This is a genomic window from Streptomyces sp. WAC04114 (assembly GCF_019733245.1).
In the GTDB taxonomy this organism is placed as follows: Bacteria; Actinomycetota; Actinomycetes; order Streptomycetales; family Streptomycetaceae; genus Streptomyces; species Streptomyces massasporeus_A.
Genome location: NZ_JAIGQA010000192.1, coordinates 1 through 14,471 on the forward strand (window position 1 = coordinate 1; position 14,471 = coordinate 14,471).

The 14,471-nt window shown below is 71.7% G+C and carries 13 protein-coding genes and 2 pseudogenes; 9 read left to right on the forward strand and 6 right to left on the reverse strand.

Going from position 1 to position 14,471, the window contains the following annotated elements; genetic code table 11:
* Positions 1-365: 365 nt before the first annotated feature.
* The 4 genes from K4G64_RS33060 to K4G64_RS33075 form a co-directional block, all read right to left on the reverse strand.
* Complete coding sequence (locus K4G64_RS33060) at positions 366-1,439, reverse strand: acyl-CoA dehydrogenase family protein (RefSeq protein WP_221759611.1); 1,074 nt, start codon at positions 1,437-1,439, stop codon at positions 366-368.
* Positions 1,436-2,617, reverse strand: coding sequence for an acyl-CoA dehydrogenase family protein (locus K4G64_RS33065; RefSeq protein ID WP_221759612.1), 1,182 nt, complete (start codon positions 2,615-2,617; stop codon positions 1,436-1,438). The genes K4G64_RS33060 and K4G64_RS33065 overlap by 4 nt, the downstream gene beginning before the upstream one ends.
* Complete coding sequence (locus K4G64_RS33070; protein WP_221759613.1) at positions 2,614-3,579, reverse strand: NADPH:quinone oxidoreductase family protein; 966 nt, start codon at positions 3,577-3,579, stop codon at positions 2,614-2,616. Before K4G64_RS33070 ends, K4G64_RS33065 begins: the two co-directional genes overlap by 4 nt.
* Before the next feature lie 117 nt (positions 3,580-3,696).
* Positions 3,697-4,269, reverse strand: coding sequence for a helix-turn-helix domain-containing protein (locus K4G64_RS33075; RefSeq protein ID WP_221759614.1), 573 nt, complete (start codon positions 4,267-4,269; stop codon positions 3,697-3,699).
* Between the two features lie 77 nt (positions 4,270-4,346).
* On the opposite strand from K4G64_RS33075, the gene K4G64_RS33080 reads away from it, so the two are divergent.
* The 5 genes from K4G64_RS33080 to K4G64_RS33100 all read left to right on the forward strand — a co-directional run bounded on the left by K4G64_RS33080 (position 4,347) and on the right by K4G64_RS33100 (position 9,095).
* Positions 4,347-5,348 (forward strand): NAD(P)/FAD-dependent oxidoreductase, encoded by a 1,002-nt coding sequence (locus tag K4G64_RS33080; protein ID WP_221759615.1) that lies wholly within the window; start codon positions 4,347-4,349, stop codon positions 5,346-5,348.
* A gap of 29 nt (positions 5,349-5,377) precedes the next feature.
* Complete coding sequence (locus tag K4G64_RS33085; RefSeq protein WP_221759616.1) at positions 5,378-6,916, forward strand: ATP-dependent DNA ligase; 1,539 nt, start codon at positions 5,378-5,380, stop codon at positions 6,914-6,916.
* Positions 6,913-7,371 (forward strand): NUDIX domain-containing protein, encoded by a 459-nt coding sequence (locus tag K4G64_RS33090; RefSeq protein WP_221759617.1) that lies wholly within the window; start codon positions 6,913-6,915, stop codon positions 7,369-7,371. The genes K4G64_RS33085 and K4G64_RS33090 overlap by 4 nt, the downstream gene beginning before the upstream one ends.
* Before the next feature lie 76 nt (positions 7,372-7,447).
* Complete coding sequence (locus K4G64_RS33095) at positions 7,448-8,833, forward strand: NADP-dependent succinic semialdehyde dehydrogenase (RefSeq protein WP_221759618.1); 1,386 nt, start codon at positions 7,448-7,450, stop codon at positions 8,831-8,833.
* Positions 8,834-8,858: 25 nt separating this feature from the next.
* A complete protein-coding gene (locus K4G64_RS33100) occupies positions 8,859-9,095 on the forward strand; it encodes a DUF6213 family protein (protein ID WP_030835344.1) in 237 nt (78 codons plus the stop codon).
* A 23-nt stretch (positions 9,096-9,118) separates the two neighbouring features.
* On the opposite strand, the gene K4G64_RS33105 is transcribed toward K4G64_RS33100, so the two are convergent.
* On the reverse strand, positions 9,119-9,784 hold the full coding sequence (locus tag K4G64_RS33105; protein WP_221759619.1) for a transcriptional regulator: 666 nt from the start codon (positions 9,782-9,784) through the stop codon (positions 9,119-9,121).
* Positions 9,785-9,955: 171 nt separating this feature from the next.
* On the opposite strand from K4G64_RS33105, the gene K4G64_RS33110 reads away from it, so the two are divergent.
* From K4G64_RS33110 to K4G64_RS33120, 3 genes and pseudogenes are all read left to right on the forward strand, one after another.
* On the forward strand, positions 9,956-11,017 hold the full coding sequence (locus K4G64_RS33110) for a type III polyketide synthase (RefSeq protein WP_221759620.1): 1,062 nt from the start codon (positions 9,956-9,958) through the stop codon (positions 11,015-11,017).
* A pseudogene (locus tag K4G64_RS33115) lies at positions 11,007-11,846 on the forward strand (cytochrome P450); the annotation flags it as partial. The gene K4G64_RS33110 and the pseudogene K4G64_RS33115, both read left to right, overlap by 11 nt.
* 7 nt (positions 11,847-11,853) lie before the next feature.
* On the forward strand, positions 11,854-12,375 hold the full coding sequence (locus tag K4G64_RS33120) for a cupin domain-containing protein (protein WP_221759621.1): 522 nt from the start codon (positions 11,854-11,856) through the stop codon (positions 12,373-12,375).
* On the opposite strand, the gene K4G64_RS33125 is transcribed toward K4G64_RS33120, so the two are convergent.
* Positions 12,372-13,598, reverse strand: a complete 1,227-nt coding sequence (locus K4G64_RS33125; RefSeq protein WP_221759622.1) for an acyl-CoA dehydrogenase family protein — start codon at positions 13,596-13,598, stop codon at positions 12,372-12,374. The genes K4G64_RS33120 and K4G64_RS33125 overlap by 4 nt on opposite strands.
* A gap of 172 nt (positions 13,599-13,770) precedes the next feature.
* Between K4G64_RS33125 and K4G64_RS33130 the strand changes: the two are divergent.
* Positions 13,771-14,373, forward strand: a pseudogene (locus tag K4G64_RS33130) (TetR family transcriptional regulator); the annotation flags it as partial.
* Positions 14,374-14,471 lie beyond the last annotated feature (98 nt).

Here is a 14,471-nt window from a genome sequence, read left to right on the forward strand (position 1 = left end):
GGGTGCGTTCGCCTGCCGATGCGGGGGCGGCGGGGAGGGCGATCGAGCCCGCGAGGGCCGCGCCGAGGGTGGTGAGGGCCGTGCGACGGGTGGTGAGGGCCATGCTCTGCCTCCCTGGAAGTGCCGTACGGGAACCCTGTGAGTATGGATCCCGGCAGGCTCAAGAAGCAGGCCCGCGCACGGAGTTGGCCGGACTGCCGCCACGCGTTCACTTCGCAGGGGCGCACGAGGAATCCGCCCGAGGTGGCCGAGGCCTACCAAAGGGCCCACCCCGCTGGCCGAAGCGCACGGAAGGACCCGCCCCGGGTGGGGCGGGTCCTTCCGTGCGCTTCCCGGGTGCTTTCCCGGAGTTGAGGGGCCGGACCTCAGGGGGCCTGGAGGTCGACCAGTGCGGCCAGTGCCTCGCGGTGGGCGCCCGGCGTGCCGTAGGCGATCGAGTCGGCTTTGGCGCGCTTGAGGTACAGATGCGCGGGGTGCTCCCACGTCATGCCGATGCCACCGTGCAGCTGGACGGCCTCCTCGGCGGCGTGCACGGCCACAGGCGCGGCGTAGGCCTGGGCGACGGTGACGGCCACGTCCACGTCCTCGCCGTTCGACAGCGCGTCGGCGGCGTTGCGGGCGGCCGCACGGGTGTTGACGACCTCCAGCCACAGCTGGGCCAGCCGGTGCTTGATCGACTGGAAGCCGCCGACGGGCCGGTTGAACTGCTTGCGTTCCTTCAGGTAGCGGACGGTCTCCGTGAGCGCCCACTCGGCCAGCCCGTACTGCTCGGAGGCGAGCAGCCCGGCGCCGGCGCGCAGGGCCCGGCGTACAGCGGGTTCGGCGTCGCCCAGCAGCCGGCCCGGCGCGCCGTCGAGGGTGACGGTCGCGAGCGGCCGCGTCAGGTCCAGGGAGGCCCGGGGCGTGACGGTCGCGGCGGTGGCGTCGACCGCGTACAGACCGCCGTCGTCGGCCGGCACGAGCAGGACGTCCGCGACAGCCGCGTCCGCGATGCCGGTGAGATCGCCGTGCAGCAGCCCGTCCTCGTGCCGGACGACCGTGTAGGCGGCGCCCGGTGCGACGTTCAGGGCTACCGCAAGGGTGCCGATCTTCGTGCCGGTCGCGAGGTCGCGAAGCAGGTCATCGGTTCCGCAGGCCAGCAGGGCCTCGGTGGCGACGACCGCGCTCGTCAGATACGGCACGGGCGCGACCGCGCGGCCCAGCTCCTCCAGCACCACGGCGGCTTCGCGGTGCGTGGCGCCCTGGCCGTCGAGTTCCTCGGGCACCAGCAGTCCGGCGAGGCCCATGCCCTCGGTGAGGGCCTTCCACAGGGCCAGGTGGTGCGGGGTGTCCGACTCGGTGCGGGCGATGACGCCGGGTGCGTCGCAGTGGTCGGTGAGCAGGTCGCGGACCGCGGCGCGCAGCGCCTCTTCCTCTTCCGAGTACAACAGGTCGCTCATCGGGCGAGGTCCTTCCAGGCGACGTCCTTGTCGGTGCGCGGCTCGGCGGGCAGGCCCAGGACGCGCTCGGCGACGATGTTCAGCAGGACCTCGCTGGTCCCGCCCTCGATGCTGTTGCCCTTGGAACGCAGGTAGCGGTAGCCGGCGTCGCGGCCAGTGAAGTCGACCAGCTCGGGGCGCCGCATGGTCCAGTCGTCGTACAGCAGGCCCTCCTCGCCGAGGAGTTCCACCTCCAGGCCGCTGATCTCCTGGTTGAGGCGGGCGAAGGCCAGTTTCATGCCGGCGCCCTCGGGGCCGGGCTGGCCCGCGACGAGCTGCTGGCGCAGCCGTTCCGCGGTGAGGCGGGACACCTCGGACTCCACCCAGAGCTTCAGCAGCCGCTGGTGCAGGTCGTGGGTGCGCAGCTCGGGCCGCTCGCGCCAGGTCTTCGAGATCGGGCCGATCATGCCGCCCTCGCGGGGCAGTCGCATGCCGCCGATGGCCACGCGCTCGTTGTTCAGCGTGGTCTGCGCGACCTTCCAGCCCTCGCCGACCGCGCCGAGGCGCCGCGCGTCCGGGATGCGGACGTCGGTGAGAAACACCTCGTTGAACTCGGCCTCACCGGTGATCTGCCGCAGCGGCCGCACCTCGACACCCGGGTCGGTCATGTCGCAGACGAAGTACGTGATGCCCCGGTGCTTGGCCACGTCCGGGTCGGTGCGGGCGATGAGGATCGCCCAGCGGGCGACGTGGGCGCTGGACGTCCAGACCTTCTGCCCGTTGACGACCCAGTCCTCGCCCTCACGGACGGCCCGGGTGCCCAGCGCGGCGAGGTCGGACCCGGCGCCCGGCTCGCTGAACAGCTGGCACCAGACCTCCTCGCCCGTCCACAGGGGCCGGAGGAAGCGCCGCTTCTGCTCCTCGGTGCCGTACTGGAGGATCGTCGGCGCGGCCATGCCGAGGCCGATGCCGATGCGCCGCGGGTCGTTGTCGGGTGCGCCGGCGGCCTCCAGTTCGACGTCCACCACGGCTTGGAGGGAGCGGGGGGCGCCGAGCCCGCCGAGGCCCTCCGGGTAGTGGACCCAGGCGAGTCCGGCGTCGAAGCGGGCCCGCAGGAAGTCAAGGCGGTCGGTGGAGGCCGGCGGGTGGGCCGCCAGCAACTCCCGGGTTCGGTTGCGCAGTTCCTCGGCGTCGGTCATGCCGCCTCCTCAAGAACGACCGCGACGCGGCCGGTGGTCAGGCCGTCCGCCACCTTCTGCACGGCGGCGGCCGCTCCGCCGAGCGGCACACGCTCACTCACCAGCGGCTTGATCGCGCCTCGGGCGGCCAGCTCGGTGAGCTGGTCGTGGCAGTGCTGGACCAGCTTGGGGTTCTTGGTGTTGTACAGGCCCCAGTGCAGGCCGAGGATTGAGTAGTTCTTCACCAGGGCGTGGTTCAGGCCCGGGCTGGGGATCGTGCCGCTGGCGAAGCCGACGACCACGATGCGCCCCTCGAAGGCGACGACCTTGGTGGACTGAGTGTAGGCCTCACCGCCGACCGGGTCGTAGATGACGTCGGCGCCCCGGCCGCCGGTGGCCTCCTTGACGGCGGCGACGACGTCCTCGGAACGCCGGTCGACCACCACGTCGCAGCCCAGCTCACGGGCGACGGCCGCCTTCCCGGAGCCGCCGACGACACCGATGACGGTGGCGCCGGCGGCCTTCCCGAGCTGCACGGCCGCGCTGCCGACCCCTCCAGCGGCAGCGTGGACGAGCAGGGTCTCGCCGGCCTGAAGACCGGCCCGGCGGTGCAGACCGAACCAGCCGGTCTGGTAGCCGATGTGCAGGGCCGCGGCCTCGGCGTCGTCGAGGGCGTCCGGCGCGGGCAGCAGCGCTGCGGCATCCGCGACGGCGTACTCGGCGAAGCCGCCGTGAGGCAGCGCCGGGTTGGCGATCACCCGGCGGCCGTCCTCGGTCTCGCCGCAGATCTCCACGCCCGGCGTGAACGGCAGCGGCGGCCTGATCTGGTACTGGCCGCGGCACAGCAGGGCGTCCGGGAAGTTGATGTTGGCCGCCCGTACCTTCAGCAGGACCTGGCCGTCACCGGGCGTGGGCGGCTGAACGTCCTCGAGCCGCATCACCTCGCCCGGCTCGCCGTTCTCGTGCACTTGCCATGCCTGCATGCGGGGCCTCCACGGGGGACTGCTTCGTCTGACCGGGGTCGGTTCGCATACTAAGCGGTCGCTTGCCGATCAGGGAACAGTCTCCGGGCAAAGTCACGCGCAGAGGGTTCTCGTACGTCACGCACCCTTCGGCCGGGCCCGCACATGCATCCGCTCGCCCTGCGGCCCGAACAGGCTGAGGAACTCCACGGGCCCCTCCCCCGTCGACCCGAACCAGTGCGGCACCCGGGTGTCGAACTCGGCCGCCTCCCCCGCCGTGAGCACCACGTCGTGCTCGCCCAGCACCAGGCGCAGCTTCCCGGACAGCACGTACAGCCACTCGTAGCCCTCGTGCGTGCGGGGATCCGGATCCTGCCTGCGCTTGGGTTCGAGGACCTTGTAGGCCTGCAGGCCGCCGGGCTGGCGGGTGAGGGGCCAGTGGGTGCGGCCGCCCCCGACGATCGGCCTCGACCGCACGCGCGGATCTCCGGCGGGCAGGGTGCCGACAAGTTCGTCCAGCGCCACCTGGTGGGCGCGCGCGATGGGCAGCAGCAGTTCCAGACTGGGTTTACGCAGGCCGGACTCCAGCCGCGAGAGGGTGCTGACGGAGATGCCGGTGGTCTCGGAGAGCGCCGCCAGGGTCACCTCCCGTTCCTTGCGCATCTGCCGCAGCCGGGGGCCCACGCCCGCGAGTACCTCGTCCGTCGTCATGGTCGTATTGCAGATTCGGCAAAGTTGTTTGTCAATCCCGCGGTGCCGGGGCGACGCTCGGCAGCGGAGGTGGTCACATGACCGAGAAGTACGCAGTGGTCGTCATCGGCGGGGGTGCGGCGGGCCTGTCCGCGGCGCTGGTGCTGGGGCGGGCCCGGCACCGCACGCTGGTGGTCGACGCGGGCGAACCGCGCAACGCGCCCGCCGCGCACATGCAGGGCTTCCTCACGCGGGACGGCATGCCGCCCGCCGAGTTCCTGGCGCTCGGCCGGGAGGAGATCGCGCGCTACGGCGTGGAGCTCGTGCGGGACCGGGTGGTGGAGGTGACGCGGGGCGAAAACCTCGCAGGCGTTCAGGGCGAGAACCTCACCGAGGCACAGGGCGAGAACCTCACCGCGGCGCAGGGCGAGGGCTTCACCGTCCTGCTGGCCGGCGGCCGGACCGTACGGGCGCGGCGGCTGGTCGTCGCGACCGGGCTGAAGGACGAGCTGCCCGCCGTCGCCGGGGTCGCCGAGCGGTTCGGCCGGGACGTGCTGCACTGCCCGTTCTGTCACGGCTGGGAGGTGCGCGACCAGCCCTTCGGGGTGCTGGCGTCGAGCCCGGCGAGTGTGCACCAGGCGCTGATGGTGTCCCAGTGGTCGAAGGACGTGCGGTTCTTCCTGCACACGGTGGCCGAGGAGGAGCTGTCCGACGAGGATCTGCGCCGGCTCGCCGCGGCCGGGGTGGAGGTGGTGGCCGGCGAGGTCGCGGGACTGATGGTCGAGGACGACCGGCTCACCGGCATCCGGCTCGCGGACGGCACGGAGCACGCACGCTCGGTGCTGTTCCTCGCGCCCCGGGCCCTTCCGCAGACCGGCCTGCTGGAAGGGCTCGGAGCCGAGCTGCACGACACGCCGTTCGGCGCGTACCCGGTGGTCGACGCGACCGGCCTGACGACCGTGCCGGGCGTGTGGGCCGCGGGCAACGCGATCGGGTTCGCCGAGCAGGTCGTGCACGCGGCCAGCGGCGGATACCGGGCGGCGTCGGCGATCGTCGGGGACCTGCTGATGTCCGACCTCGACGCGGCCGCCCAGGTGTAGAGGCCCCGCCTCCGGTGCACCATGACTGCATGCTGCTGCACCGGCTAGCCCGAGTGTCCCAGGAGGTCGCCGCCACCTCGGCGCGCTCCCGCAAGACGGCCCTGCTCGCGGAGCTCTTCCGGGTCGCGGAGGCCGACGACGTCCCGATCGTCATCCCGTACCTGGCGGGACGGCTGCCGCAAGGGCGGATCGGCGTCGGCTGGAAGGTGCTGAGCCGCCCGGTCGTTCCGGCGTCCGAGCCGGGCCTGACCGTGCGCGAGGTGGACGCGAGGCTGGCGGAGCTCGCCAAGGTGTCAGGACCCGGCTCCCAGGCCGAACGGTCCCGGCTGGTCGGGGAGTTGATGGGCGCCGCCACCGAGGACGAGCAGCGGTTCCTGCTCGGGCTGCTCACCGGTGAGGTGCGGCAGGGCGCCCTGGACGCCGTGGCGGTGGAGGGCCTCGCCCAGGCCACCGGGGCGCCGCCCGCGGACGTACGGCGGGCCGTGATGCTCGCGGGCTCCCTCCAGACGGTCGCACAGGCCCTGCTCGCTGACGGCCCCGCCGCCCTCGACCGGTTCCGCCTCACCGTCGGCCGCCCGGTCTGGCCGATGCTCGCGCACAGCGCCTCCTCGGTGGCCGAGGCGGTGGACAAGCTCGGCGCCTGCGCGGTCGAGGAGAAGCTGGACGGCATCCGCGTCCAGGTGCACCGCGACGGCGACACCGTGCGGCTCTACACCCGCACCCTCGACGACATCACCGACCGGCTGCCCGAAGTGACGGCCGCCGCGCTTCGGTTGCGGGGCGAGCGGTTCATCCTGGACGGCGAGGTGATCTCCTTCGACGAGGCCGGACGCCCCCGCTCGTTCCAGGAGACCGCCGGCCGCGTCGGCTCCCGCACGGACGTGGCGACCGCCGCCCGCGCGGTTCCGGTCTCCCCCGTCTTCTTCGACGCGCTGTCCGTCGACGGCCACGACCTGCTCGACCTGCCCTTCGCCGAGCGGCACGCCGAACTGGCCCGGCTGGTGCCCGAGCCGATGCGGGTGCGGCGCACGCTGGTCTCCGGGCCGGACGACACGCCCACGGCGGAGGAGTTCCTCGCCGAGACCCTGAAGCGCGGCCACGAGGGCGTCGTGGCCAAGGCGCTCGACGCCTCCTACAGCGCGGGCCGGCGCGGGGCCTCCTGGCTGAAGGTCAAGCCCGTCCACACCCTCGACCTGGTCGTCCTGGCCGCCGAGTGGGGCCACGGCCGCCGCACCGGCAAGCTCTCCAACCTCCACCTCGGCGCCCGCACCGCCGACGGCGGCCTCGCCATGCTCGGCAAGACGTTCAAGGGCATGACGGACGCGATGCTCACCTGGCAGACCGAACGCCTCCAGCAGCTCGCCGTCGAGACCGACGACCACGTGGTGCGAGTCCGCCCCGAACTCGTCGTCGAGATCGCCTACGACGGGCTGCAGCGCTCCACCCGCTACCCGGCCGGCGTCACCCTCCGCTTCGCCCGTGTCGTCCGCTACCGGGAGGACAAGCGCCCCGAGGACGCCGACACGGTCGAGGCGCTGCTCGCCGCGCACCCGGAGGTGAGGCCGTGAAGCGCAGCGCAGGCCTGCTGCTCTTCCACCCCGGCGACGACGGCCTCGAGGTGCTGCTCGGCCATATGGGCGGCCCGTTCTTCGCCCGGCGCGACGCGGGGGCATGGACCGTGATCAAGGGCGAGTACGAGCCGGACGAGCCCGCCTGGGAGGCCGCCCGCCGCGAGTTCCAGGAGGAACTGGGGCTGCCCCCGCCCGACGGCGAGGCCATCGACCTCGGCGAGGTCCGGCAGACAGGCGGCAAGATCGTCACAGCCTGGGCGATCCGGGCGGACCTCGACCCGGCGACGATCACGCCCGGCACCTTCCGGATGGAGTGGCCACCGAGATCCGGACGGCTCCAGGAGTTCCCGGAACTGGACCGGGTGGCCTGGTTCGGCCTCGACCGGGCCCGCTCGGTGATCGTCAAGGCGCAGACGGCGTTTCTCGACCGGCTGGCGGAGCACTCGCCCTGAGGAGACGCTCCCGCGTTGCGGTCCACTCCGCCGCGCGGGAAGGTCGAGACACAGCCCGCTCCGAGGGAGGTCAGCCATGCCCATCGCAACGGTGAACCCGGCGAACGGCGAGACGCTCAAGACGTACGAGGCCATGGACGAGCAGGAGATCGAGCGCCGGCTCCAGCTCGCCGAGGCCACGTTCCGCACGTACCGGACGACGACCTTCGACGAGCGTGCCCGGCTGCTGCACCGGGCCGCCGACCTCCTCGAAGAGGACCGGCAGGACATCGCCCGTGTGATGACCACCGAGATGGGCAAGCCGATCCAGCAGGCCCGGGCCGAGGCGGCGAAGTGCGCCAAGGCGATGCGCTGGTACGCCGACCACGCAGAGGAACTCCTCGCCGACGAGCAACCCGCCGACTCCGATGTGAAGGACTCCGGCGCCTCACGCGTGCGGGTCCGCTACCGGCCGCTCGGTCCGGTGCTCGCGGTGATGCCGTGGAACTTCCCGCTGTGGCAGGTGATCCGCTTCGCCGCGCCGGCGCTGATGGCGGGCAACGTGGGCCTGCTCAAGCACGCCTCGAACGTCCCGCAGACCGCCCTCTACCTGGAGGACCTCTTCCACCGGGCGGGATTCACCGAGGGCACGTTCCAGACCCTGCTGATCGGCTCCGGCGCGGTCGACGAGATCCTGCGCGACGAGCGGGTCAAGGCCGCCACGCTCACCGGCAGCGAGCCGGCGGGCCGCGCGGTCGCCTCCACCGCCGGAGAGATGATCAAGAAGACGGTGCTGGAGCTGGGCGGCAGCGACCCGTTCGTCGTCATGCCCTCCGCCGACATCGACCGGGCCGCCGAGGTCGCGGTGACCGCGCGGGTGCAGAACAACGGGCAGTCCTGCATCGCCGCGAAGCGGTTCATCGTGCACACGGACGTCTACGACGCCTTCGCCGAGCGGTTCACCGCCGGCATGAAGGCACTGAAGGTCGGCGACCCGATGTCCGACGACACCGAGGTCGGGCCGCTCGCCAGCGAGCAGGGGCTGCGCGATGTGGAGGAACTGGTCGACGACGCGGTACGCAGTGGAGCGCAGGTGCTGTGCGGTGGCGAACGGCCGGACGGGCCCGGCTGGTACTACACGCCGTCGGTCCTCGCCGGCATCACCCGGGAGATGCGGATCCACCGGGAGGAGGCGTTCGGGCCGGTCGCGACGCTGTACCGGGCGGCCGATCTGGACGAGGCCGTGCTGATCGCGAACGACTCTCCGTTCGGACTGAGTTCGAACGTGTGGACGCGGGACGAGGAGGAGGTCGACCGGTTCGTACGGGACCTGGAGGCCGGCGGGGTGTTCTTCAACGGCATGACCGCGTCCCATCCGGCGTTCCCGTTCGGCGGTGTGAAGCGGTCCGGGTACGGGCGTGAGCTGTCCGGGCACGGAATCCGCGAGTTCTGCAACATCACCACTGTTTGGCATGGTGCGTGAGTGTTGCGGGGCTACGATCCCGTCTGTGAACCGCGAAGTGACTCTGCCTCTGATCGTCGACGACCGCGGGACCTTGCAGGTGTCTGCCGCGGATGTCAGCAAGCTCTTGCGGACGGTGGGGGGCCGGTGGGTGCGGCTCGTGGAGGGCGGGGAGTCGGGGCTGGACGAGGACACGGTGGCCGAGCTGGCCATCGAGCTGGCGAAACTGGCCGACCGCATCGATGTGGCGTGCATCGCGCACAGCAGCGGGACCGCGACGTAGCCGGGGCACGGGAGTCGACGTAGTCAGGGCACTGGAGTCAACGCGTTCCAGAACATCGCCTCGTAGTTCTGCAGCAGGCGGCCGTATGTGTGCGCTCGCTCTTCGTCCAGGCGCCCGCCGTCCAGCCCCGCCTGTACCGCCGCCGTCGCCATCCGGTCCAGTTCCGGCGACGGCAGCGCGAAGAAGTCGAAGAAGGCGCAGGCCTCCTCGGTGTAGCCGTACCGCTCCCGCAGCGCGGTCGCGATCGTCGCGCAATAGCCGCCCCACGCCGAGAAGTTGGCCGTCAGCGCCAGGACCACGTCCGCCGGTGCGGCGTTCAGGGCCAGCCAGGCGACGTAGGCGGGGTACGCCTGGCAGCCGGGCAGGGGCTCGTACGACGCCTCCCCCGGCTCGTCCACGCCGCACGCCCGGGTGAACGCCGTCAGTCGCGCACCCGCCAGCGCCTCGCCCTCGGCCAGCGCCGAGAAGAACGCCGCGGCCTGCGGGTCGGTCGCTTCTCCGCGCTCCGCCAGGAACTCGAACGCCCTGCGGTCCGCGGGAATCACCCAGGTCTGTTCCAGGGCGAGCGCGGCGAGGGTGGTGAGGGGAGCCGTGCCGTCGGCGATCCGGGGGACCAGCGGATTGGCCCGCGGATCGGGGGCCAGGGCCGCGGTGGTCGTCTCCAGCAGGGCCCGGGCCGGGTGCGTCATCGCGTCCTCCGTCGTCGCAGTGTCGGGACGAGCCTGGCATGCCATCCCTGATACGGAGTAGTCCGGCGCGAAGTCGGCGAAGGGGCGGGTGATCGTGGGTGGACCACCCTTGAGGTGAACCACCTTCTGACCGGGGCCTAAGGGCCTTCCGGGAGGCGAAAGGCACGGTTCATGGCGACTTTGTGCAGACCCTCGGTGTCCGTCCCAGAGCACGTGATCACGATGGAGGAGACGCTGGAGCTGGCGCGTGAGCGCCACGCCGGCCACCCTCAACTGCCGCTGGCCCTCCGGCTGATAGAGAACACGGGCGTGCGCACGCGGCACATCGTGCAGCCCATCGAGGAGACGCTGAAGCACCCCGGGTTCGAGGACCGCAACAAGCTCTACGAGGCCGAGGCGAAGGCCCGGGTGCCGGCGGTCGTGCAGCTGGCGCTGGACGACGCGGAGCTGCTCACCGCCGAGGTGGACCTGATCATCTACGTGTCGTGCACGGGCTTCATGATGCCCTCGCTCACGGCGTGGCTGATCAACGAGATGGGCTTCGACCCGACCACCCGTCAGCTCCCGGTGGCCCAGCTGGGTTGCGCGGCCGGCGGCGCGGCGATCAACCGTGCCCACGACTTCTGCACGGCGTACCCCGAGGCCAATGTGCTGATCGTGGCCTGCGAGTTCTGCTCGCTGTGCTACCAGCCGACCGACATCGGCGTCGGCTCGCTGCTGTCGAACGGGCTGTTCGGTGACGGCATCGCCGCCGCCGTGGTCCGCGGCCGGGGCGGCGAGGGCGTCCGTCTGGAACGCAACGGCTCGTACCTGATCCCCAAGACCGACGACTGGATCATGTACGACGTGAAGGCGACCGGCTTCCACTTCCTGCTGGACAAGCGGGTCCCGTCGACCATGGAGCCGCTCGCACCGGCGCTGAAGGACCTGGCGGGCGACCACGGCTGGGACGCCTCCGGCCTGGACTTCTACATCGTCCACGCGGGTGGGCCCCGCATCCTCGACGACCTCAGCACCTTCCTGCGCGTCGACCCGCACGCCTTCCGCTTCAGCCGGGCCACGCTCACCGAGTACGGCAACATCGCCAGCGCCGTCGTCCTGGACGCGCTGCGCCGGCTGTTCGACGACGGTGGTCCCGGGGACCAGGCGCGCGGGCTGCTCGCCGGGTTCGGTCCCGGCATCACCGCCGAGATGTCCCTGGGCCGCTGGAACAGCGCGGAAGAGAGAGGGTGACATGAGCGAGGAGACGGTGGACCTGCCCCCGCGCGTCGAACCGGCCCGGGGCGCGGTGGGCTTCCCGGACCCGGCGGACCCCGTCAGGCTGCGCCGGAGTGTCGCCGCCGCGTTCACGGCGAGCGGGGTGGAGCGGGTGCGCGAGCGGTCCCGGCGCATGCTGGCGGAACTGGTCGAGGAGATGCTCCAGGACGGCCCGCCGGCCGACCTGTGCGAGGCCGTGCTCGGCCCGTTCCCCGTCGCGGTGATCTGCGAGCTGATGGGCGTCCCGGCGGCCGACCGGCAGGGCATGCACACCTGGACGCGGCAGATCCTGTCGTCCTCGCCCGGCGCCGAGGCCGGCGAGAAGGCCAAGAGGGAGATGGACGCCTACTTCTCCGACCTCATCGGGCTGCGCGAGGGCGGCACGGGCGAGGACGTCACCTCGCTGCTCGGGGCCGCCGTGGGCCGTGAGGAGGTCACCCTGGACGAGGCGGTCGAACTCGCGGTCCTCCTCCAGACCGACGGCCAGGCGGTCACCGACACCTGCGGCCGGATGTTCTACGTCCTGCTGACCCGCCCCGAGCTCGCCGAACGGTTGCGCGCCGAACCGGAGATCCGCCCCCGGGCCGTCGACGAACTGCTGCGCTCACTCCCCCACCCCGACCCGGGCGAGCTGTACGGAATCGTCGGGGAGAACGCGATGCCGACCCGGATGGAGGCGGAGCTCCTGGTGGACGCGCTCCTGGACGGCGTACCGGGCCTGCGGCTCGCCCTCCCGGCGGAGGACGTGCGGTTCAGGAAGGGCACGCGGATGTGCGGGCCCGTGGCCCTGCCCGTGACGTGGTGAGACGGCGATGACGGCGAGCGAGGGGCTGCTCGTCCCACCGGGCCAGGGCCGGATCATGCAGACCCCCGCCCAGCACGTCACCTTCAAGGTGACCGGCACGCACTCGCGTGTGGCCTCCACGTTCGAGGTGGTCGTGCCGCCGGGCTTCGACGTGGGCGCCCATGTGCACACGCGCAGCGAGGAGTTGTTCTACGTGCTCGAAGGCGAACTGGACGTCCTCGCCTTCGAGCCGCGGATCCGCACGCCCGACCACTGGCAGAGGTGGGAGTCCGCTTCGGGCAACCGGGTGGTACGGGCGACTCCGGGGACGGTGATCGTCGTACCCCCGGGGTGCCCGCACGCCTTCGCCAACCCCACGGACACGCCGGCGAAGATGTTCTTCCAGGCGAGCCCGCCCCCGGACCACGAGCGGTACTTCGAGGAACTGCTGGAGATCCTCGGCGGCGGAGGCCCGCCGGACCACGCGGCGATCCGGGAGCTGCGGGCGCGTTACGACATCGAGCAGCTGACGCCGCTCAGACACCGTTAGCGGATCGGCACACCGGCGAGGGTGCGGGCGATGACCAGGCGCTGGATCTCGCTCGTGCCCTCGAAGATGGTGTAGATGGCCGCGTCACGGTGCATCCGCTCGACGGGGTACTCCCGGGTGTAGCCGTTGCCGCCGAGGATCTGGATCGCCTGGCCGGTGACCTTCTTGGCCGTCTCGCTCGCGAACAGCTTGGACATCGAGCCCTCGGCCGCCGTGAACGGCTTGCCGTTGACCGCCATCCAGGACGCGCGCCACACCAGCAGCCGGGCGGCGTCGATGGACGTCCGCATGTCCGCCAGTTGGAAGGCGACGCCCTGGTTGTCGATGATCGGCCGTCCGAACTGCTCCCTGGTCGTGGCGTAGTCGAGGGCGACCTCGTAGGCGGCCCGGGCGGTGCCGACCGCCATGGCGCCGACCGCCGGGCGCGAGGCCTCGAACGTGGCCATGGCCGCGTTCTTCACGCGCTCACCGCCCTGCTTCGCCTTCTCCCGTGCCCGGGCGAGCCGCTCGTCCAGCTTCTCCTTGCCGCCGAGCAGGCAGGAGCCGGGAACGCGCACGTTGTCGAGGATGACCTCGGCGGTGTGCGAGGCGCGGATGCCGTGCTTCTTGAACTTCTGCCCCTGGGCCAGACCGGGCGTCCCCGGCGGGACGATGAAGGAGGCGTGCCCCTTGGAGCCGAGCTCGGCGTCGACGACCGCGACGACGACGTGGACGTTGGCGATGCCGCCGTTGGTCGCCCAGGTCTTGGTGCCGTTGAGCACCCACTCGTCCTTGGCCTCGTCGTACACGGCCCGGGTGCGCATGGAGGCCACGTCCGAGCCGGCGTCGGGCTCGGAGGAGCAGAAGGCGGCGACCTTGACGTCGTCGGCGTCGCCGTACATCTGGGGGATCCAGGTGCCGATCTGCTCCTCGGTGCCGTTGGCGAGGACGCCTACGGCGGCGAGGCCGGTGCCGACGATGGACAGGGCGATGCCCGCGTCGCCCCAGAACAGCTCCTCCATCGCCATCGGTATGCCGAGGCCGGTCGGGTCGAAGTACTGCTGGGCGTAGAAGTCCAGGGAGTAGATGCCGACCTTGGCGGCTTCCTGGATGACCGGCCAGGGAGTCTCCTCACGCTCGTCCCATTCGGCGGCCGCGGGGCGGATCACATCGGCCGCGAAGCCGTGCAGCCAGTCCCGGACCTCCTTCTGTTCGTCGTTGAGCTCCATGGTGAACTCGGCCATGTCGTCCCCTCCAGCGGCACACGTGCATGTTACTTGCGGTAACAGCAGTCTGTTACCGGCGGGTAGTGGAAGTCAACTCCTACCGACCGGTCGGCACCCGTTCGGTGTCCTGGGCACGCTTCAGTGTTAGTTTGCGCAGGCGTCATCGAAACAGCACGGGTGGGGAGAGACCATGGACACCACGCAGCGGACCGATCAGCAACGGTCCGCCGACCGCCGCCGGCGTGAGCTGCTGGAGGCCGCCGACCGAGTGGTGCTGCGCGACGGCCCGCAGGCCTCGATGAACGCGATCGCTGCGGAAGCCGGCATCACCAAGCCGATTCTGTACCGCCACTTCGGCGACAAGGGCGGACTTTACGCGGCCCTTGCCACGCGGCACACGGACGCGTTGCTGGACTCCCTGCGGGCGGCGCTCGACGCGCCGGCCGACCGGCGGGAGCGGGTCGAGGCGACGCTGGACACGTACCTCACGGCGATCGAGTTGCGGCCCCAGGTGTACCGATTCCTGATGCACCCCGCGGAGGGGGGCCAGCCGGGGGACGCCGGGTTCGATGTCGGCAAGCACAGCGCGCCGTTGCTGCGGCGGATGGGCGAGGAGCTGGCGCAGGTCATCGAGGAACGGCTGGATCTCGGCCCGGGCGGGCAGCAGCTGGCGCGGGTGTGGGGGCACGGGATCGTCGGCATGATGCATGCGGCCGGGGATTGGTGGCTCGGGGAACGGCCCTGCTCCCGTGCGGAGTTGGTGCGGAGTTTGGCTGACCTGTTGTGGGGGCGGGGCTGTGCTCAATATGCGGCTCCGCCGCGTGGGCGCGAACAACCCCCACCGACGGTCAGCCGAAACTCGACGCTCAGAACCCCGGACCCCCCACCCGG